We start from the raw sequence: 19,919 nt of genomic DNA, 5'->3' as shown, positions 1-19,919 counted from the left end.
GATCAGGCGTCGAGCGCCCACTTCGGCCGGACCCAGTGGCAGGTGTAGCCACCGGGGTGCTTGCGCAGGTAGTCCTGGTGCTCCTCCTCGGCGTCCCAGAACTCGCCGGCGGGCTCGACCTCGGTGACGACCGGTCCGGGCCAGCGGCCCGACGCGTCGATCTCGGTGATCGTCTGACGCGCGACCCTCTCCTGCTCAGGCGAGAGGAAGAGGATCACGGAGCGGTAGGCCGTGCCGATGTCGTTGCCCTGACGGTTCTTCGTCGTCGGGTCGTGCACCTGGAAGAAGAACTCGAGCAGGTCGCGGTAGGAGAGCTGCTCGGGATCGAACTCGATCTCGACCGCCTCAGCGTGGTCGCCGTGGTGGCGGTAGGTCGCGTTCGGCGTGCTGCCGCCGGCGTAACCGGCGCGGGTGCTGAAGACGCCCGGCATGTCGCGGATGAGCTCCTGGAGCCCCCAGAAGCATCCGCCCGCGAGGATCGCGCGCTCCTCGGCCATCAGACGCCTGCCTTCGTGTCGTGCGCGGACTCGCGCGGAGAGATCATCATGCGGGCAAGTCCATCACGACCGGGGACGTCGCGGCGAGCGTCGGACGACTCTCGGAGCAGACCGTCGGCGGGGGAGCCGAGCGTGTCCCGCCCGAGCGCACCGTCACTGCGATCGGTACGCCGCCGGAGATGCACCGGTGGGAACGAGTCATCTGACCGGGTCGCTCCGGGTGCCCCCGTTCCTACGCTCGTCGGTACAACCGAGGAGAGAGCGGAGCGGACCATGGAGCAGCCGAACGTCGAGACGCGCAGTGCACGGCGGGTGATCGAGACCCTGACCGCCAACGGCGTGAAGTACGTCTTCGGGATCCCGGGAGCGAAGATCGACGCGGTCTTCGACGTCCTCGCCGACGAGGGGCCGGAGCTGATCGTCTGCCGGCACGAGCAGAACGCCGCCTTCATGGCCGCCGCGGTGGGACGGCTGACGGGCAGCCCGGGGGTCGTCCTCGTGACCTCCGGCCCCGGCACGACCAACCTCGCCACCGGCCTGCTCACGGCCAACACGGAGCAGGACCCGGTCGTCGCGCTCGCCGGGGCCGTGCAGCTCTCCGACCGCCTCAAGCGCACGCACCAGTCGATGGACGCGGCCGCCTTCCTCACCACCGTGACGAAGTACACGGTCGAGTCGACGGATCCGGACGACGTCTCGGAGGCGGTCAGCAACGCCTTCCGCGCCGCGGTCACCGAGCCCCGAGGCGCCGCGGCGGTCGTCCTGTCGGCCAGCGTGATGGCCGCGCCGACCTCGCAGGTCATCACCCGGGCGGCCACGGGGCCGACGAGCGGTCCGGCGCGCGCCGAGGACCTCACGCACGCCGCCGACCTGATCAACACCGCGGAGCGGCCCGTCCTCCTCGTGGGACTCCGCGCGTCGGAGCCGGCGACCGTGGCGGCACTGCGGGCCCTGATCAGCGAGACGGAGCTGCCGGTGATCGAGACGTTCCAGGCGGCCGGCCTCGTCTCCCGCGAGCTCGAGGACCACTACCTGGGCCGCGTCGGCCTGTTCAAGAATCAGCCCGCCGACCTCGCCCTCGCCGAGTCCGACCTCGTCGTCGCGATCGGCTACGACGCCGTCGAGTACGACCCGGTGATCTGGAACAGCGACGTCGACCGCCGGATCGTCCACATCGACTCCGTCGACGCCCCGCTGGACAACCACTACCTGCCGGCGCTGGAGCTGAAGGGCGATCTCGCGCAGACGGTCGCGGCCCTCACGCCCCTCGTCTCCGGCCTGCAGCTCGACGAGGACGCGGCCGACCGGGTCGCCCGGCACCGGAGCGAGCTGGAGCGGATCGACGACGCGGCGCGGACGGCCGAGGCGGCTCCCGGGACCGTCGATCCCGCCCGCCTCGTGCTCCTGATGCGCGACCTGCTCTCGGACGACGCCACCGTGGCCTGCGACATCGGCTCGAACTACATCTTCATGGCCCGGCACTTCCGCGTGTACGAGCCCAAGCACCTGCTCTTCTCGAACGGGCAGCAGACCCTCGGCGTCTCCTTCCCGTGGGGCATGGCGGCGAGCCTCCTGCGCCCCGGGACCCCGGTGGTCTCCGTCTCGGGTGACGGAGGGTTCCTGTTCTCCGCGACGGAGATCGAGACGGCGACGCGGCTCGGCCTCTCGTTCACGCACGTGATCATGCGGGACGACACCTACGACATGGTCGGCTTCCAGCAGCTGCTGAAGTACGGCCGCAAGTCCGGGGTCCAGCTCGGCGACTACGACATCGAGAAGTTCGCCGCGGCGTTCGGCGCCACGGGCAGGCGGGTGAGCGGCCTCGCCGAGTTCGAGGAGGCCTTCCGCGCCTCCCTCGCCGAGCCGGGCGTCTCGATCATCGACGTCGCGGTGGACTACAGCCGCAACGTCGACATCGCCGCCCACCTGGTCGAGGACGCCTTCGAATGAGCACGCACACGGTCGACTCGACCGACGACTACGCGATCTACCAGAGCTCGACCATGGCCGCCCTGCTGGCCGGGGTCTACGACGGGGACCTGACGATCGGCGAGCTGCTCACCCACGGCGACCTCGGGCTGGGCACCTTCAACCACCTGGACGGCGAGATGGTGATCGTCGACGGCGTCTGCTACCACCTGCGCAGCGACGGCTCCGTCCAGGTCGCGGACGGCGACGACCGGACGCCCTTCGCCGCCGTGCTGCCCTTCCACGCGACCACGACGTTCACGGTGGGGGAGCCGACCGGTCTCGCCGGCCTCACCCGGCTGATCGACGACGCGGTCGACGGCGGGAACATCCCCGTCGCCCTGCGGATCGACGGCCGGTTCACCGAGGTCCGCACCCGGACCGTGGGCGCGCAGACCGAGCCGTACCCGCCCCTGATCGAGGCGACCGCCCACCAGAGCGTCACCGGCATCGCCGACACCCGCGGCACGATCGCGGGGTTCCGCACTCCGCAGTTCGAGCAGGCCGTGTCGGTCCCCGGGTACCACCTGCACTACGTCGACGACGCCCGCGAGAGGGGCGGGCACGTCCTCGACGTGACCGTGGCCGAGGTGACGGTCTCGCTGACGACCGTCGCCGGACTGCACCTCGCGCTCCCGGAGACGGACCAGTTCCGCCGGGCGGACCTGGCGATGAAGGACATCGCGGCGCAGGAGGCGCGAGCGGAGGGGTGAGGCGGACAGGACGTGCGGGGAGACGGGCCGGCCGCGACCCGTCTCCCCGGAGGCCCGTCAGGGCGCGAGCTCCTCGCGGACGATCGCCGCTCCCGCGCTCAGCGCGCTGAGCTTCCCCCAGGCGAGGTCGCGGGGCAGCGGCGCCATGCCGCAGTTCGTGCTCGGGAGGAGCAGGTCCGCGTCGACGAACCGGAGGGCGCGTCGCAGGGTGTCGGCGACCTCCTCGGGCGTCTCGACGGTCCCGCTCGCCACGTCGATCGCTCCGAGCATGACCTTCTTGCCGCGGACGAGCTCGATCAGCTCCATCGGCACGTGGGAGTGGTGGCTCTCCAGCGAGACGATGTCGAGCGAGGACTGCTGGAGGAGCGGCAACGACTCCTCGTACTGCCGCCACTCCGACCCGAGGGTCGCCTTCCAGTCGGTGTTCGCCTTGATCCCGTAGCCGTAGCAGATGTGCACCGCGGTCTCGATGCGGAGTCCCTCCGCCGCCCTCTCCAGCGCGGCCACACCCCAGTCGTGCACCTCGTCGAAGAAGACGGTGAAGGCGGGCTCGTCGAACTGGACGATGTCGACTCCGGCGTCCTGGAGGGCTCGCGCCTCCTCGTTGAGGATGGTCGCGAACTCCCACGCCAGCTTCTCGCGGCTCCCGTAGTGCCGGTCGGAGAGGGTGTCGATCATCGTCATCGGGCCGGGCAGCGCCCACTTGATGGGCTGATCGGTCTGCTCGCGCAGGAACCGGGCGTCGTCGGCGAACACGGGCCTCTCGAGCCCCACGGCGCCGACGACGGTCGGCACGCTCGCGTCGTACCGGTCGCGGATGCGCACCGTCTCGCGCCGCTCGAAGTCGACACCCGTGAGGTGCTCGATGAACGTCGTGACGAAGTGCTGCCGGGTCTGCTCCCCGTCACTGACGATGTCCAGGCCCCGGTGGTGCTGCTCGTGGACGGCGGCGCGCAGGGCGTCCTGCTTGCCCTCGGCCAGGGCGTCGCCGGTCAGGCGCCACGGGGACCACAGGGTCTCCGGCTGCGCGAGCCACGACGGCTTCGGCAGGCTGCCGGCGATCGAGGTGGGCAGGAGCGGGAGGGACGTCGAGGATCCGCGGGCGCTCATCGGACCGCTCCCGCGTACCCGGCGGCCCACTGCCGCAGCCGCTCCCCGTGCGGCTTCATGAGGTGCTCCTCCGCGAACCGCCCCTGCTCGACCGCGAGCCGACCGCGCTCCTCGCGGTCGTAGGAGACCGCGGGCCGCACGTAGTCCTGCTGCTCCAGGTCCGGCCGGTAGACGTCGGCGGCGGCCGAGCGCGCGCCGTAGATCTCGGGCCGGTAGATCCTCTGGAACGTCTCCATCGTGCTGATGGTGGCGATGAGCTGGAGGTCCGAGTAGTCCTCCAGCAGGTCGCCGCCGCAGTAGAACGCGAGCGGCGCCGTGCTGCCGGGCGGCATGAAGAAGCGGACCCCGAGGCCCATCTCCGCGAAGTACCGGTCGGTCAGCGAGAGCTCGTCCTGCCGGTACTCGACGCCGAGGATCGGATGGAGGGTCCCGGTGCGCCGGTACGTCCTGCTCGTCGAGACGCTGATGCAGATGACGGGCGGCGTCGACGAGAGCTCCGCGTACTGCGCGGAGTACCGGAAGTGCTGGAAGAGCGCGCCGTGCAGGACGCCGAAGTCGTCGGGGACGGTGAAGCCGGCCTGCGCGGCGTTGACCGCCGGCAGCCGCACGCTGAAGTCGTGGTCGCGGAGGTAGGAGGAGAAGTTGTTCCCCAGTGTCCCCGGCTGACATCGGCCGGTGCGGCGGTCGAGGATCCGGGTGCGCAGGACCTCCAGCAGGGGGAACTCCCGGTCCTCGCCGTCCGTGGTGAGCCGCAGCCCGACGGAGACGATGTCGAGCCCGACCGTGTAGCGGCCGCGGCTCGGATCGTCGCCCGGCACGAGATCGTTCAACCGGTCGTCGATCATCCGCAGCGCGGTCCGGAGGTTCTCCCGGCGGCGCTCGCCGCGGGCCAGATTCGCGAAGTTGGTGGTGATCCGGGAGCTCTGGGCCGGCGAGTAGTCCTCGTCGAAGGGGGTGAGGGTGATGCTGAAGGCGGGTTCGTTCGTCATGATCGGCCGATCGGTAGGAGGGACTGGGGCGGGGGCACGATCAGTGCGGGTGGTCCTCGGTCAGCTTGAAGCCGAGTCGGCCGTGCGCGAAGGCGGCTCCGGCTCCGATGGCGGCCGCGACCCAGGCTGATTCGGCGAGCTCGGTCTCGGTCGCACCGGCGCGCACGGCGTTCTGGCCGTGGCCGTCGATGCAGTAGACGCACTGCTTGCTGATGCCCACGGCGTAGGCGATGAGCTCGCGGTACTTGAGCGGAATCTCGCGACCCTGCGGAGCGAAGACGGCGGTGTCGAAGGCGGTGAACGCCGCAAGGACGTCGGGGGTCTCCTTCTTGTAGGCGGCGGTGTAGCGGCGGTCGGCTGCGCGGTCGTAGTAGGCGTCGGTCATGGTCTTCCTTCGGAGGTCGGAGAGGGGGCGGAGGGGATGAGGTCACGGCCGGGCGGGGATCTCCAGGCCGAGGTTCTCCCGCAGGGTCGTGCCCTCGTACTCGGTGCGCAGCGAACCGCGCTCCTGCAGCAGCGGCACGACGCGGTCGACGAACTCGTCCAGACCACCCGGGTGCAGGTGCGATCCGAGGACGACCCCGTCGCCGCCTCCGCTCTGCACGAACTCGTCGAGACGGTCGGCGACCTGCTCAGCCGTGCCCACGTACTCCGTGCGGTCGAAGACGGTCTCGGCGAGACCGCGGAGGGTGAGGTCGCGCTCCTGAGCGAGCGCACGCCAGGCGCGCACGGTCCCCGCGCGATCACCGTGGATCAGTGCGCGGCCCTCGATCAGCGGCGGCGCCTCGAGGTCGGGCTCGAGATCGGGTACCGGCCCGTCGACGTCGAAGCCCGACAGGTCCCGGTTCCAGACCTGCTCGAAGAGCACCTGGATCGTGCGCGGTGTGAGTTGCTGATCGCGGATCCACCGCGCTCTCTCCTCCGCCTCCGCAGCGGTGCCGCCGAGGACGACGGCGGCTGACGGGAGGATCCGCACGGAGCCGGCCGGGCGACCCGCCGCCGCGACCCGGGCCGCGATGTCGCGCGCGAACTCGTGCGCCTCAGGTCCCCGGTGGTAGGGGGAGAAGATCACGTCGGCGCTCGACGCCGCGAAGTCGCGACCCTGCGGAGAGACGCCCGCCTGCACGATCACCGGGCGGCCCTGCGGGCTGCGCGGCACGGTGAAACGGCCGGAGACGTCGAACTGGCTGCTCGAGACGGCGAACGACCCCGTCGACGAGTCGGCGAGGAACTCGCCGGAGGGGGCATCGGCTCGCACGGCGTCGGAGGTCCAGGTGTCCCAGAGCGTCGTCACCGCGCGGACGGCCTCCTCGGCACGGGCGTAGCGGTCGGCGCGGTCGAGGAAGCCGCCGCGGCGGAAGTTCGCGCCCGTGAAGGCGTCGAAGGACGTGACCACGTTCCACCCCGCTCGTCCGCCTGAGAGGTGGTCGAGGGTCGCGATCTGACGGGCGAGCTCGAAGGGCTCGTTGAACGTCGCGTTGAGCGTGCCGACCAGGCCGATGTGCTCCGTGACCGCGGCCAGCGCGGCGAGGAGCGGCAGAGTGTCCGGTCGTCCGGCGATGTCATGGTCGAACGGGCGCCCCGCGCGCTCCCGCAGTGCCAGACCCTCGGCGAGGAAGAAGTAGTCGAACCGCCCGCGCTCCGCGGTCTCTGCGACGCGGCGGAACGTCGAGAAGTCGACCTGGCTGCCGGCGTCGGGGTGCTCCCACAGGGTGTGCTCGTTCACCCCGCCCACGTAGGCGGCGAGGACGATCTGCTTCGGTCGCCGCGTCATGACTGCTCCTCGGAGGCGTAGCGGTTCGGGATCGACGTGGGCAGGCCCAGGGCTGAGCGGAGGGTGCGGCCCTCCTCCGTCCCGACGAGCAGACCGCGTCGGCGCAGCTCGGGCACGAGGTCGTCGGCGATCAGCGGCAGATCGGTGGCGAGAACCGCGGGTCGGAGGCGGACGCCGTCGTAGCCGAGCCGTGAGAGCTCGGCGATGCGGTCGGCGACGGACGCGGCCGACCCGGCGGCGACGGCGGCGTCGCCGGTGAGCGGTCGGCCGAGAGCGTCGAGGCGCGAGAGTCTGGCCGCGGCGGACTCCGCCGGGGTGTCGAGGACGACGACGAGGTCGGCGAGGACCCGCAGTCGCTCGCCCGTGCGCCCCGCCCCGCGCTCCGCCTCGGCGATCTCCTGGAGGATCCTCTCGGCGTCCGCTGCGTTCTGAGGCGTCGCGAAGACGACGTCGGCCGAGCGCGCGGCGAAACGGTAGGGGATGTCGGCGTGTGCGAGCGCGGCGACGACGGGCTGCCCCTGCGGCGGCCGGGGAGTGATCGCGGGGCCGCGCACCGAGAACCAGCGTCCTGCGAAGTCGACGCGGTGCACCTTGTCGGCGTCGAGGAAGCGATCGGTGGCGACGTCGCGGATCTCGGCGTCGTCCTCCCAGCTGTCCCAGAGTCTCCGTGCGACCTCGACGGCGTCGGCCGCCTCCTCGAAGAGCTCGTCGACGACGGCGCGGATCGCGGGGTCCTCGAGAAGGGGCGTGCCCGGCTCCGGCGGCACGATCGCCGCGATTCGTCGTCCGACGTGCGAGGCTTCGTCGACGCGTGACGACACCCTGACCTGCCAACCGCCCCGCCCCCGGCTCAGGTGGTCGAGCGTCGCGACGGCCTTCGACACGTGGAAGGGCTCCGTGTGCGTCACGGTGACCGTGGGCACGAGACCGATGCGGCTCGTGAGGGGGGCGACGTAGGAGGCGATCAGCAGCGCGTCGAGCCGGCCGCGGACCTCGTCGGTGCGGTCGTCGGCCAGGAAGGGGTCCGCCGATTGCAGGGCGAAGGAGTCCTCGATCGTCACGAAGTCGATCCCGCCGCGCTCCGCCCGCTGCACGATGTCCGCCCAGTACGCGCCGGTGAAGAGCGCGTCGGGACGGGCGCCAGGCTCGCGCCAGGACGCGGGGTGCCAGCCGGCGCCCTCGAGGGCGACGGCGAGGCTGAGGGGTGGGGCGGCGGTCATCGTGCTCCTCGGATCAGGGTGCCGGCTCGGACGAGCTCCTCGTCGTCGAGTGCGCGGAGGCGGCGCAGCAGCGCGCGCGCGACCTTGTCGTTCTCGCGGAACGACACCGCGTTCGTGCCCGGCCGGGAGAAGGCGCCGACGAACGGCGAGTCGGTGTACGGGCCGATCGCGTACCGGCGGCCGACGCGGCCTCCCGCCGTCGAGCGCAGCAGGGTGTCGTCCTGGTGCACGCGCAGCCTCCCGGTCGACAGGAGAGTGTCGCCGACGTCGACGAGGTCCTCGACCGCCGACCCCGACGCGACGAGCGCTCGCATCAGCGCGTCGTCACTCCTCGCAACGGACGTCCGGGGGAGGCGCGCGTCGACGAGAGCGTCAGCGAGGACGACCTGATCGGTCGCCCCGCCGCTCGCGACGAAGCGGCCCTCCTCTTCGGAGGTCTCCACACGGATGCCCGGGCCGAGGAAGTCGACGACGCCCGCGTCCGAGAGTGCGAGCAGCTCCTCGAGACGGTGCGCGGGCGGCCCGCTCGCGAGGAAGCTGAACCAGCCGAGCCACCATCCGTGCAGATCCTCGATCCGCGAGCGGGGCGTCCACCTCGCGGACGCGGTGAGATCGGCGACGAGGAAGTGGCTGCGCAGAAGCGCGAGGAAGAGCGCCATCGTGGCGCTGTGCTCCTGCCCGCTGCGCAGAGCCAGGTCGTCCCGGATGTAGGCGCGCACCGCCTCCTGCAGCGCCGAGCCGTCGGCGAACCGCACATCGGCGAACGGGCGGTCGAGATCGGGGAGGAGCAGCCTGTCGAGGCTGTCCGGCACAGTGTCCGCGACGAGCGCGGTCAGGGTCCGCGCATCTCCGAGGACCCGCTCGGCGTCGGCCCCGAGTGCGGGGAGAGCGTACCCCTGTCCCGCTTCGGGTCGCGGGCCGCGGGAGCCGGCGAGGACCGAGGCGCGCGGGTCGAGCCGCGAGAACACCTCCGAGAAGTGCGTCCAGTCGGTGCTCACCCGGTCGGGGTGCCCGGTGAAGAGCTCACGGTAGTAGCCCCAGAGCATCTCCTGGGCGATCAGGGGCCAGACGTCCTCGCTGAAGTCGAGCGGGCGGTGTCGCGAGCGCAGCTCCTCGACGACGGACGCCGAGAACCAGCGGGGCTCGGGCGCGGCTCCCTGGAGCGTCGAGCCGATCTTCGAGTGGTAGGGGACCCCGCGGCGGCTGCCGATCAGGATGCGCGGCTCACGTCCCGACGGGTGGTAGCGCAGTCCGCCGGCGTCGTCCCGTTCGAAGCGGCCGCCCCGGCCCTCGGTGAGCAGCACCAGGAGGTCGACCGCGACGAGGCCGAGGCCGCGCACGATCACGTCGTGTCCGGCGCGGAGGGATCCGAGGTCGGCGTCGGCCGTGAACGACGGCGGCAGGTAGGCGAGGCCGTGGCGCTCGGCGAACCCGGCCAGCCGGGTCTCGTCGACCGTCGGCAGAGCGCCGCTGTGCCCGAGCGAGAACAGGACCAGGTCCGCCTCGATCACGTCGCCGGAGTCGAGGACGACCCGCTGCGCACCGTCGTCGCGGCCGAGCACCTCGACGACGCGCGCCGCGTGCTCGCGGACCTCGACGTCAGGGCGGAGAGCGGCGAGCGCCTCCCGGTGGAACCAGCGCAGATAGAGGCTCTGCAGCCGGCGGGTGGGGAAGCTGTCGGCGCGGAGCCCGTCGAGCTCGCGGCGCACGGCTTCGTCGCCCTCTGCGAGCGCGATCCGGCCGGCCCGCACCGCCTCCGCCCACTCGATCAGCGAGGGTCCGGGGCGCACCGGCCCCTCGATCGTCGCGCTCGCGTCGGTGAACATCGTCACGTCGGCTGCGAGCGAGTTGAGCTTCAGCAGCGGCGACTGCTCGTAGCGCCAGATCCGGCCGGGGCCGACGGGGTACGGGTCGACGACGTGGACGACGAGCGCGGCCGGCCCGAGGGCGTCCTCGGCGGCGTTCGCGGCGAGGCGCTCGAGGACCCCGACCGCGCGGGGACCTCCCCCGACGATCACGAGGGAGCGGGTCCCGTCCGATGGCGCTGACATGCGTCCACGATGACCCTTCCCCCGTGAGGACGCCGCTCTGTGACGACTCGTGACGATGTGAAGAAGTGTGTAGCGGCGGGTTGGAGCCGGGTGGCCGCGGACCCTAGCGTCGGCCCCCACGGCGTGCAGAACGGTGCGCCCCGACAGGCAGGAGCCTCGAGTGCCCATCGAATTCCTCGGCATCGCCGCGCTCAACGACGGCAGCGAGACACGAGCACGCAGCGGCGCGAGCTTCGACCCGGAGTACACGGTGCGTCTGGCCGCGGCTCATGAGGACAGCGGGTGGGACCGCATCCTGTTCGCCTACCACTCCGGAGCCCCCGACCCCGCCGTCGCCGCCGCTTTCATCGCGTCGCGGCTCGAGCGCATCCAGCTGCTGCTGGCGCACCGGCCCAACGTCTCCTACCCCACGGTCGCGGCGAAAGCCTTCGCGACCCTCGATCAGCTGAGTGGAGGCCGCCTGAGCGTCCACGTGATCACGGGCGGGTCGGACGCGGACCAGGCCGCGGAGGGCGACTACCTGAGCAAGGACGAGCGCTACGCGCGCACCGCCGAGTACATCAGGATCGTCAAGCAGGTCTGGACGACCCGTGAGCCGTTCGATCACGTCGGGGAGCACTACCGCTTCTCCCGGTTCGTCAGCGACGTCTGGCCGGTGCAGCAGCCTCGGCCGCAGATCTCGTTCGGAGGCTCCTCTCCCGCCGCTCTGTCCGTCGGTGCCGCCGAGAGCGACGTCTACGCGCTCTGGGGCGAGCCGCTGCGGGACACCGCCGAGCAGATCCGCAGCATCCGGGAGGCGGCGGCGGCGGCCGGCCGCGACGTCGCGCCGCGCATCCAGGTCGCCTTCCGACCCATCCTCGGGGCCACCGAGGAGCAGGCCTGGGAGAAGGCGGAGGGGATCCTCCGCCGCATCGAGGCGCGCACCCGCGAGACCGCCCCCGGAGGCCTCGCCGCGCCGGAGAACACCGGCTCGCAGCGCCTCCTCGCGATCGCCGCCGCAGGCGACCGTTTCGATCGCGCGCTCTGGACCAGGGCGGGAGTCGCCGCGGGAGCGCGCGGCAACTCGAACGCCCTCGTCGGGACACCGGAGACGGTGGCCGCCGCGCTGCTCGACTACGTCGATCTCGGGGTCGACATCATCTCGGCGCGCGGCTACGACTACGTCGACGACACCCTCGACTTCGGTCGCCACGTGATACCGCTGGTGCGCGAGGAGGTCGCTCGACGCGACGCCGCGGCCGCCCAGGCCGCCGAGGAGGCCGCTCGTGTCCTCGTCTGACACCGTCGCGGCCGACGAGTTCGTCCATGTGCGGGCCGATGACCCGCGGGCCCGGCCCCTGCTCGACGAGCTCGAGCGCGAGTACGACACCCGCTACGGCACCGCCTGGGGCGAGCCGGCATCGGCCGAGCTCGCGCGCTACCCGAGCGAGGTGTTCGCCCCGCCGGAGGGATCCTTCGTCCTGCTTCTGCGCGACGGCACCGCGATCGCCGGAGGCGCGCTGAAGAGATTCGACGACACGACCGCCGAGCTCAAGCGCATCTGGACATCCTCGGCGCACCGTCGGCAGGGACTCGCCCTGCGCGTGGTCGCAGAGCTCGAGGCGGAGGCCCGCCGGCTCGGCTACTCGACCGTCTACCTCACGACCGGGCCGCTCCAGCCGGAGGCGCAGCGGCTCTACCTCACCGCGGGCTACACACCGCTCTACGACGTGACCCAGCCTCCGGAGGTGGTCGTCCTGCACGGCTATGCGCGGACGCTCACCGATCGGCCGCTCGACGTCGCGAGGATCCGGACCGCGCACGACGACTCCTTCGCGCAGCTCACCGCGTCCCTGCCCGACGGCGGAGCACGCCTGCGCGGTCGCGTCACGGGGCGTGCCTCATGAGCGGCACGATCGCGCCGCCTCGACCGCGGGACACGTCCGGCCCCCTTCCCGGAGGCATCGACCTCGCCCGACTCGGCGAGCGGCCGGTGCTGCCGCTGCGCCACCCGGTGCGCTGGGTGGTCGCCGCACTGGTCCTCGTGCTCCTGCTGAACGCCGGACAGACCCTCTTCACGAACCCGTCGTGGGAGTGGCCGAAGGTCGGGACCTGGCTCTTCAGTCCGGCGATCCTGAAGGGGCTGCAGCTGACGCTCCTCGCCACCGCCATCAGCGCCGTGATCAGCTTCGTCGGAGGCATCGTCGTCGCAGTAGCCCGGCTCTCGGGCAATCCGGTGCTGTCGACGCTCAGCTGGGTCTACATCTGGCTGTTCCGCTCGGTGCCGCTGATCCTCGTCCTCATCTTCCTGTTCAATCTCGGCAACCTGTATCCGACCGTCGGCATCGGCATCCCCTTCGGTCCGCAGTGGTCGGTGCCGACGGTGTCGCTGCTGCCTCCGCTCGCCCTCGGCGTGATCGGCCTGAGCCTGTCCGAGATCGCCTACAGCGCCGAGGTCGTCCGTTCCGGGGTGCTCGCGGTCGATCAGGGGCAGCACGAAGCGGCGAAGGCGCTCGGGATCCCGCAGCGCCGCCAGTTCACCCGCATCGTCCTCCCGCAGGCGCTCCGCTCGATCGTGCCCGCCTACGTGAACCAGATCATCGGCCTGCTGAAGGCGAGCTCGCTGCTGTTCTACGTCTCGCTGCTCGATCTGTTCGGGGTCGCTCAGAACCTCGGCAGCACGTACCCGACGGACATCATCCCCCTGCTCGTCGTCGCGACGATCTGGTACCTGGTGCTGACCTCGGCGATCTCGGTCGTGCAGTTCTACATCGAGCGCTTCTACGCCCGCGGCGCGCACCGGGAGCTCGCGCCCACGCCCCTCCAGCGGGTGCGGCGCTCGCTCGCCGGCCTGAGGAGTGCGCGATGACCGCCGCCATCGAGATCCACAACGCGACCAAGTCCTACGGCGACCGGACCGTGCTCCGGGGAGTCGACCTGCGCGTCGAGGCGGGCACCGTCACGGTCATCCTCGGTCCGAGCGGCTCGGGCAAGTCGACCCTGCTGCGGGCGATCAACCATCTCGAGAAGCTCGACGAGGGGTTCGTCTCCGTGAACGGCGAGCTGATCGGGGTGCGGCTGCGCGGCGGTCGGCTCAAGGAGCTGCGCGAGAAGGAGATCCTGCGCCAGAGGGCGAGGATCGGCTTCGTCTTCCAGAGCTTCAACCTCTTCCCGCACCTGACGATCCTCGAGAACGTCACCGAGGCGCCGATCTCGCAGGGGCAGCCGCCCGCGGAGGCCCGCGAGCGGGCACGCGCCCTGCTCGAGCACGTCCGTCTCGCCGACAAGGCGGCGGCCTATCCGAGGCAGCTCTCCGGCGGCCAGCAGCAGCGCGTGGCCATCGCGCGTGCGCTCGCGCTCGACCCCGAGGTGATCCTCTTCGACGAGCCGACCTCGGCTCTCGATCCCGAGCTCGTCGGGGAGGTGCTGCAGGTCATCCGGTCGCTGGCCGAGAGCGGCCGCACCCTCATCGTCGTGACCCACGAGATCGGCTTCGCCCGCGAGGTCGCCGACCGGGTGGTGTTCGTCGACGACGGCCTCGTCGTCGAGCAGGGCAGCCCGAGCGAGGTCCTCGACCGCCCGCAGAATCCGCGGACCCGCGACTTCCTCGGCCGAGTCCTCGGCTGAGCCCCCGCACTCCTCCTCCTCTCCATCCGCACGACAGACACAGGAATCGAATCATGACCAGACCGCACATCACTCGTTGGACCAGAGTCGGGGCGCTTCTCGCTGCCGCCGCGCTGACGACGGGCCTCGCGGCCTGCTCCGGTGCCGCCGCCTCCGCCCCGGCCTCCCCGGGAGCCGCCTCCGGCACCACCACCGTCACCGTGGGTGCCCTCTCCAACGGAGCGGCGACCGAGACGGACATCGACGTGCCGGTCGTCGACGAGATCCGCGGCACGCTGCCGCAGGAGATCCTCGACCGCGGGACCCTGACGATCGGCGTCGGCGCTCTCCCCGCAGGCTTCCCTCCGCTCGCGTTCACCGGGACCGACACCGAGACCCTCACCGGCTCGGAGCCCGATCTCGGCCGCCTCGTCGCCGCCGTCCTCGGGCTGCAGCCCGAGGTGGAGAACTCCACCTGGGACAACCTCTTCGTGGGCATCGACACCGGAGGCAGCGACGTCGGCTTCTCGAACATCACCGTCACGGAGAAGCGCAAGGAGAAGTACGACTTCGCCTCCTACCGCGCCGACACCCTCACGTTCCAGGTCCTCGCCTCGAACGACTGGGAGTTCGACGGCGACTACGAGAACCTCGACGGACTCACCGTCGCGGTCAGCAGCGGCACCAACCAGGAGAAGATCCTGCTCGAGTGGCAGGCCCGTCTGCAGTCCGAGGGCAGGTCCCTGGAGATCACGCGACTGCCCGATGCCAACTCCGTCACTCTCGCTCTCGGCTCCGGCCGGATCGACGCCTACTTCGGGCCCAACCCGACGACGGTCTACCAGAACCGGATCTCGGAGGACGGCGCCGACCCGACCCGCAACGCCGGCACGTTCTCCGGAGCGGGCGAATCGCTCGACGGGCTGATCGCGGCGACTGTGAAGAAGGACTCCGGACTCGCCGAGCCGATCGCCCAGGCCCTCGGCTACCTCATCGGGAACGGTCAGTACCAGGACTGGCTGTCGGCCTACGGCCTGCAGGACGAGGCCGTGGACGAGGCCCTGGTGAACCCGCCCGGGCTCCCGCTCGACAACAGCTGAGCCGCCCCCGCCTCGGGCGCCCCGATCGCCCAGCGGGGCGCCCTCCGCCCGCTTCCCCGAGGACTCCCATGCACCTGTTCGACTCGCTCACGCGCGAACGACTCGACCGCCCGACGAGCCGCAAGTGGAGCCTCCGCCCCGGCACCATCGGAGCCTGGGTCGCCGAGATGGACTTCGGTACGGCGCCGGCCGTTCGGAGGGCACTGCACGACGCCGTGGCCGGCGACGTGCTGGGCTATCTGTCCCCCTCGACTGCGGGCGAGCTGGGCGAGGCCGCCGCGGAGTACCTCGCTGAGCAGTACGCGTGGACGGTCGACCCCGCCCGCGTGCACTCCGTCTCGGATGTCATGGCCGCGCTCGGAGTGGCCGTCACCGAGTTCTCCCGCCCCGGCTCACCGGTGATCGTGCCTACCCCCGCTTACATGCCGTTCCTCACCTACCTGTCGGCCATCGGACGCGAGGTGATCGAGGTCCCGGGAACGATCGTCGACGGCCGCTGGGAGCACGACCTCGACGGGATCGATGCGGCCTTCGCGCAGGGAGCGGGCACCCTGGTGCTCTGCAATCCGCACAACCCGACGGGCTCGGTCCTGCCACGGTCCGAGCTCGAAGGTCTCGCCGCTGTCGTCGAGCGCCACGGCGGGCGGGTCTTCGCCGACGAGATCCACGCGCCGCTGCGGTTCGACGGCGTCCCCCACATCCCTTACGCCTCGGTCTCGGAGGAGGCCGCCCGGCATTCCGTCACCGGAACGAGCGCCTCGAAGGCGTGGAACATCCCCGGCCTGAAGGCCGCGCAGCTGATCACCACGAATGACGCAGACGAGGACGTCTACTCGCGCTTCGGGTTCGCGGTGCAGCACGGCGCTTCGAATCTCGGCGTGATCGCCTCGACGGCCGCCTACCGGGAGGGCGGAGCGTGGCTCGACGAGGTCGTCGACTACCTCGACGGCAACCGGCGCCTCATCGCCGACTTCCTCGCCTCCGAGCTGCCCCGGATCGGGCACCGCACCCCGGAGGCGACGTATCTCGCCTGGTTCGACCTGGGTGCTCTCGGCCTCGCCGATCCCGCGCAGCACCTGCAGCGCGAGGCGGGAGTGACGCTCACCTCCGGACGCCTGTGCGGCGCCGGCTACGCCGACCACGTGCGTCTCGTCTTCGCCATGCCGCGTCCCCTCCTCCTCGAGGCGCTCGAAGCCGTGCGGGCCGCCGTGTGAACGGCGGAGCGCCTTCGCGGGGACTCGACGAGGTGGGACGGCGGAGCACCGAGGCGGGCGGCATCGCACGACAGTGGCGAGGAGCCGTCCTTCAGCGCCTCCGCTCCCTCTGCACCCCCGATGAGGCCGGGCCGCCGGCGGTGGACCGGGCGGCCTCGCGTGTCGAGGCTGTGCAGCTCGCCCACGAGATCGAGCACGGGTTCTTCCGCCCGGTGCCCGGCCGGGCGCAGGATCCGGAGTGAGACGGGGCGGCCCCCCCCTACGTCCCGAAGAGGTTGGCGCGGGTCCCGCCGGGAGCGAGCTCGTCGCGGAGGATCCCGCGGCGGCGCAGGACGGGGACGAGGTCGTCGAGCATCCGGTGCAGGGTGACCGGGTGCAGGTCCCCGGAGAGGAGGAGCCCGTCGCTGCCGCCGTCGTCGCCGAGCTCCTCGACGAAGTCGGCGAACTCCTCCGCGGTGCCGACGAAGCCGACGCGCTCGGCGACGCGGCCCTTGCGCGCCTTCCTGGTGAGCAGCTCCCGCAGCGGAGCGTCCTCCGTGCCGCCGTACAGGCCGGCGATGGTGCCGTGCGAGACGTGCTCGCCGAACACCGACCGCGGGACGGGGAGGTCCAGGTCCAGCCCGGTGAGGTCGGTCTCCAGGTCGCTCGACCAGCCGAGCGCGATCCGCCGCAGCGCGTCCTCGTCGGGGTGGCGCGACGCCTCGACGACGCGCGCGGCCTCCTCCGGGCTCGACACGATCTCGGGCTTCACGACGAAGAGCACGCGCAGGTCGTCCGCCGTCCGCCCGTGCTGCTCGGCCGCGGCGAGCACGCGCGCCCGGTAGTCGCGCACCGCCCGGGCCTCCAGAGGGGCGAGCGCGAGCTGCACGTCCGACTGCGTGCCGGCGAAGGCCAGGCCGCGCGGAGACCCGCCGGGGGAGACGACGATCGGGTCGCCGTTCTCGAAGGGGACGGCGTTCAGGGGTCCGTCCACGCGGAAGTGCTCCCCGCGGTGGCGGAACGCGTCGATCCGGGTGCCGTCGGCGTAGCGGCCCGACTCGGGGTCGGCGACCAGCGCGCCCTCGCCCCAGCTGTGCCAGAGCCGGCGGACGACCGCCATCCACTCGTCGGCCCGGTCGTAGGCCGCGTCGTGCGACAGCGGCTCGAGGCCCACGTGGCGGGCGCTGCCGACGTCGGTGACGAGGTTGATCCCGAAGCGGTCGGAGCTGAGGTGCTGCAGCGTCGCCGCCTGCCGGGCGGCGAGGTACGGGGGCGTGATGCCGGCGTTGATCGTCGGCGCCAGCCCGATCCGCTCGGTCGCCGCGAACAGGTACGGCGCCAGGAGGAGCGGATCGTGCTTCGGCCCGCCGTACGCTCCCCGCACCCGCAGGTCGAGCGTCTCCGGGGAGCCGAGCGAGACGGCGTCCTCCATCACGATCAGCTCGAAGCCGGCCTGCTCCAGCTCGCGGGCCGACTGCTGGTAGAGGCCGGGCTTCGTCCAGTCGTGGTTCCACTCCCGGTAGGGGTGCCCCCATCCCTGCGGGCCGAAGCCGCGGGAGAAGAACCAGCCGAAGTGCTGACGGCGCGCCACGCTCACACCTCCGCGAGCGCGGGGAGGGCGCGTGCGCGCACCGCGGCGAGCCCGCGCTCGAGGTCGCGGAGGAGGTCGTCGACGTCCTCGATCCCGATCGACAGCCGGAGGAGCCCGGGGTGGATCCCGGCGGCAGCGCGCTCGGCGGAGGTGCGTCCGGCGTGGGTGGTCGACGCGGGGTGCAGCACCAGCGAGCGCACGTCGCCGAGGTGGGTCATGTGGCTGAACAGCTCGACGGCGTCGATGAAGGCGGCCGCGCCCGCCTCCCCTCCGGCCACGGTGAAGGAGAAGACGGAGCCCTGCCCGCGGGGGAGCAGGCGCTGCGCGAGGGCGAACGACGGGCTCGACTCCAGGCCGGAGTAGTCGACCGACACGACCTCGGGCCGCTCCTCGAGGAAGCGGGCGACGGCGAGGGCGTTCGCCGAGTGCCGCTCGACCCGGAGCGACAGCGTCTCGACGCCCTGCCGCAGCAGGAAGGAGTTCAGCGGTGACGGGGTCGGTCCCAGGCGGGAGACCACGATGTCCCGCGTGTACGAGACGAAGGCGCGCCGGCCGTGCTGCTCGGTCCAGCTGCGCCCGCCGAACGACCGCTCCTCCTGGTTGAGGTGCGGGAAGAGCGCGGGGCGCGCCGCCCAGTCGAACGTGCCGGCGTCGACGATCACGCCGCCGAGGGCGGAGCCGTGTCCGGCGAGGAACTTGCTGGTCGAGTGCACGACCACGTCGGCCCCGTACTCGATCGGGCGGAGGAGGTACGGGGTCGCGAGCGTGTTGTCGACCACGAGCGGCAGCCCGTGCCGGTGCGCGATCGCGGCCAGCGCCGGGAGGTCCAGCAGATCGTTCTTCGGGTTCGGGATCGGCTCGCCGAAGAGGACCCGGGTGTCGGGCCCGATCCGCCGCTCCCACTCGCCGAGGTTCGACGCGTCGTCGACGAAGTCCACGCCGATCCCGAGCCGCCCGAAGTTCTGCACCAGCAGCCCGCGGTTGCCCTCGTAGAGGCGGCGCGACGAGAGCACCCGGTCGCCGGCCTGCAGGATCCCCAGGAGAGCGGAGGCGGTGGCCGCCTGGCCGCTCGCCACCAGGATCGCCTCGGCGCCGCCCTCGAGATCGGCGAGCCGACGCTCGACCTCCTCGGTGGTCGGGTTCCCGTTGCGGGTGTAGAGGTAGCCCTCGTCCTCGCCGGCGAACCGCTCGCGGGCGTGCTCGAAGCTGTCGAACACGAAGCCGGCGCTGAGGTGCACGGGCGTGACGCGCGCTCCGTGGGCGCCGTCGGGCGCGGCACCGGCGTGCACCTGGCGCGTGGAGAAGCCGGCCGCCGCGGAGGCACGGGGTGCGGGCGCGGAGGTCATGGTCGCGGTGGTCGCCGCAGCAGTGGTCGCGGTGGTCGCCGGTGCAGTGATCGTCACGGTGTGCTCCTGTCCAGACGCCCTGAAGGCGGATGCCGGGAGCCTGTCAGGCCGAGGGGAGTGCGCGCCGGATCGTGACGGAGTGTGACTGCGACGGCGCGCCGTCGCGGGTCGTGGACGTCGACCGCTCGGAGTCCGCGGGTCGTGACTCAGCTGTGCGTCGTGTTCGCCCGGATCTCCTCGACGGACAGCTCCGGCGCACCGCCTGCCGCGGCCGCCGGGTCCATCCAGACGAAGTCCCAGTGGTGGCCGTCGAGGTCGTCGAAGCTCTTCGAGTACATGAACCCGTGGTCCTGCTCGCCGGCCGGGGTCGCGCCCGCGGCGAGGGCCTTCCCGTGGAGGGTGTCGACCTCCTCCCTGCTGTCGGCGCTGAGGGCGAGCTGCACCTCGGTCGAGGTGGTGGCGTCGATGATCGGCTTGCTGGTGAACTCGGCGAAGAACTCCCGCGTGAGCAGCATCGCGGTGATCGTGTCGCTGATCACCACGCTGACGGCGTTCTCGTCGCTGAAGCCCTCGTTGATCGAGTAGCCGAGCGACTCGTAGAAGGCCCTCGCCCGAGCGAGATCGGCGACGGCCAGGTTGACGAAGAGCATGGTGGGCATCGGTGCACCGTTCCTGTCGGGACGCCGGTGGCGCGCCGCCGCCGGTCGTGACTGCATGATGGTGACCGGCCGGCGGCGGTGTCAAGGAAGCGGTGCCGAGAAGGCGGTGGATGCCCGGCGCGG

Annotated in this window: 18 protein-coding genes; 8 read left to right on the top strand and 10 right to left on the bottom strand. The window is 71.9% G+C overall.

All coding sequences use genetic code 11. From position 1 onward, the window contains the following. Positions 1-2: 2 nt before the first annotated feature. Positions 3-497, bottom strand: coding sequence for a peptide-methionine (S)-S-oxide reductase MsrA (gene msrA, locus C5C63_RS10420; RefSeq protein ID WP_104226547.1), 495 nt, complete (start codon positions 495-497; stop codon positions 3-5). Between the two features lie 273 nt (positions 498-770). On the opposite strand from msrA, the gene alsS reads away from it, so the two are divergent. Continuing rightward, entirely contained in the window at positions 771-2,447 is a 1,677-nt protein-coding gene (gene alsS / locus C5C63_RS10415) for an acetolactate synthase AlsS (protein ID WP_104326013.1), read from the top strand. Beyond that, positions 2,444-3,178 (top strand): acetolactate decarboxylase, encoded by a 735-nt coding sequence (gene budA / locus C5C63_RS10410; protein ID WP_104326012.1) that lies wholly within the window; start codon positions 2,444-2,446, stop codon positions 3,176-3,178. The genes alsS and budA overlap by 4 nt, the downstream gene beginning before the upstream one ends. Before the next feature lie 57 nt (positions 3,179-3,235). Here budA and C5C63_RS10405 read toward each other — a convergent pair whose 3' ends face one another. Genes C5C63_RS10405 through C5C63_RS10380 form a run of 6 tightly spaced genes read right to left on the bottom strand, consistent with a single transcriptional unit; the run spans position 3,236 to position 10,322 of the window. Continuing rightward, a complete protein-coding gene (locus tag C5C63_RS10405; RefSeq protein ID WP_104226544.1) occupies positions 3,236-4,288 on the bottom strand; it encodes a methionine synthase in 1,053 nt (350 codons plus the stop codon). Continuing rightward, the gene (locus C5C63_RS10400; protein ID WP_104308025.1) at positions 4,285-5,277 is read right to left on the bottom strand and encodes a putative oxygenase MesX; all 993 of its coding nucleotides are present in this window, start codon (positions 5,275-5,277) and stop codon (positions 4,285-4,287) included. Before C5C63_RS10400 ends, C5C63_RS10405 begins: the two co-directional genes overlap by 4 nt. 40 nt (positions 5,278-5,317) lie before the next feature. Beyond that, a complete protein-coding gene (locus C5C63_RS10395) occupies positions 5,318-5,662 on the bottom strand; it encodes a carboxymuconolactone decarboxylase family protein (protein WP_104223293.1) in 345 nt (114 codons plus the stop codon). A gap of 42 nt (positions 5,663-5,704) precedes the next feature. Next, positions 5,705-7,051, bottom strand: a complete 1,347-nt coding sequence (locus tag C5C63_RS10390) for an NtaA/DmoA family FMN-dependent monooxygenase (protein ID WP_104223292.1) — start codon at positions 7,049-7,051, stop codon at positions 5,705-5,707. Further along, on the bottom strand, positions 7,048-8,271 hold the full coding sequence (locus tag C5C63_RS10385; protein WP_104226542.1) for an LLM class flavin-dependent oxidoreductase: 1,224 nt from the start codon (positions 8,269-8,271) through the stop codon (positions 7,048-7,050). Before C5C63_RS10385 ends, C5C63_RS10390 begins: the two co-directional genes overlap by 4 nt. Then, a complete protein-coding gene (locus C5C63_RS10380; protein WP_104291813.1) occupies positions 8,268-10,322 on the bottom strand; it encodes an FAD/NAD(P)-binding domain-containing protein in 2,055 nt (684 codons plus the stop codon). Before C5C63_RS10380 ends, C5C63_RS10385 begins: the two co-directional genes overlap by 4 nt. A 160-nt stretch (positions 10,323-10,482) precedes the next feature. Here C5C63_RS10380 and C5C63_RS10375 point away from each other — a divergent pair, with 160 nt between their 5' ends. The 6 genes from C5C63_RS10375 (at position 10,483) to C5C63_RS10350 (ending at position 16,221) form a co-directional block, all read left to right on the top strand. After that, a complete protein-coding gene (locus C5C63_RS10375; protein WP_104223289.1) occupies positions 10,483-11,601 on the top strand; it encodes an LLM class flavin-dependent oxidoreductase in 1,119 nt (372 codons plus the stop codon). After that, the gene (locus C5C63_RS10370; RefSeq protein WP_219812350.1) at positions 11,588-12,208 is read left to right on the top strand and encodes a GNAT family N-acetyltransferase; all 621 of its coding nucleotides are present in this window, start codon (positions 11,588-11,590) and stop codon (positions 12,206-12,208) included. The genes C5C63_RS10375 and C5C63_RS10370 overlap by 14 nt, the downstream gene beginning before the upstream one ends. Then, positions 12,205-13,170, top strand: coding sequence for an amino acid ABC transporter permease (locus C5C63_RS10365; protein ID WP_104233982.1), 966 nt, complete (start codon positions 12,205-12,207; stop codon positions 13,168-13,170). The genes C5C63_RS10370 and C5C63_RS10365 overlap by 4 nt, the downstream gene beginning before the upstream one ends. Further along, positions 13,167-13,928, top strand: a complete 762-nt coding sequence (locus C5C63_RS10360) for an amino acid ABC transporter ATP-binding protein (RefSeq protein WP_104223287.1) — start codon at positions 13,167-13,169, stop codon at positions 13,926-13,928. The genes C5C63_RS10365 and C5C63_RS10360 overlap by 4 nt, the downstream gene beginning before the upstream one ends. A 53-nt stretch (positions 13,929-13,981) precedes the next feature. Then, positions 13,982-15,007, top strand: coding sequence for a transporter substrate-binding domain-containing protein (locus C5C63_RS10355; RefSeq protein WP_104326011.1), 1,026 nt, complete (start codon positions 13,982-13,984; stop codon positions 15,005-15,007). Positions 15,008-15,075: 68 nt separating this feature from the next. Further along, positions 15,076-16,221, top strand: coding sequence for a MalY/PatB family protein (locus C5C63_RS10350; protein WP_104233981.1), 1,146 nt, complete (start codon positions 15,076-15,078; stop codon positions 16,219-16,221). A 259-nt stretch (positions 16,222-16,480) separates the two neighbouring features. Here C5C63_RS10350 and C5C63_RS10345 read toward each other — a convergent pair whose 3' ends face one another. From C5C63_RS10345 to C5C63_RS10335, 3 genes are all read right to left on the bottom strand, one after another. Then, entirely contained in the window at positions 16,481-17,791 is a 1,311-nt protein-coding gene (locus tag C5C63_RS10345) for an LLM class flavin-dependent oxidoreductase (RefSeq protein WP_104326010.1), read from the bottom strand. A gap of 2 nt (positions 17,792-17,793) precedes the next feature. Beyond that, a complete protein-coding gene (locus C5C63_RS10340; RefSeq protein WP_104326026.1) occupies positions 17,794-19,137 on the bottom strand; it encodes an O-acetylhomoserine aminocarboxypropyltransferase/cysteine synthase family protein in 1,344 nt (447 codons plus the stop codon). A gap of 206 nt (positions 19,138-19,343) precedes the next feature. Continuing rightward, positions 19,344-19,796, bottom strand: a complete 453-nt coding sequence (locus C5C63_RS10335; protein WP_104250854.1) for a VOC family protein — start codon at positions 19,794-19,796, stop codon at positions 19,344-19,346. Positions 19,797-19,919 lie beyond the last annotated feature (123 nt).

The sequence above is a fragment of the Rathayibacter sp. AY1B8 genome (assembly GCF_002932775.1).
Lineage (GTDB): Bacteria > Actinomycetota > Actinomycetes > Actinomycetales > Microbacteriaceae > Rathayibacter.
This window is presented reverse-complemented; position numbering and strand designations above follow the sequence as displayed.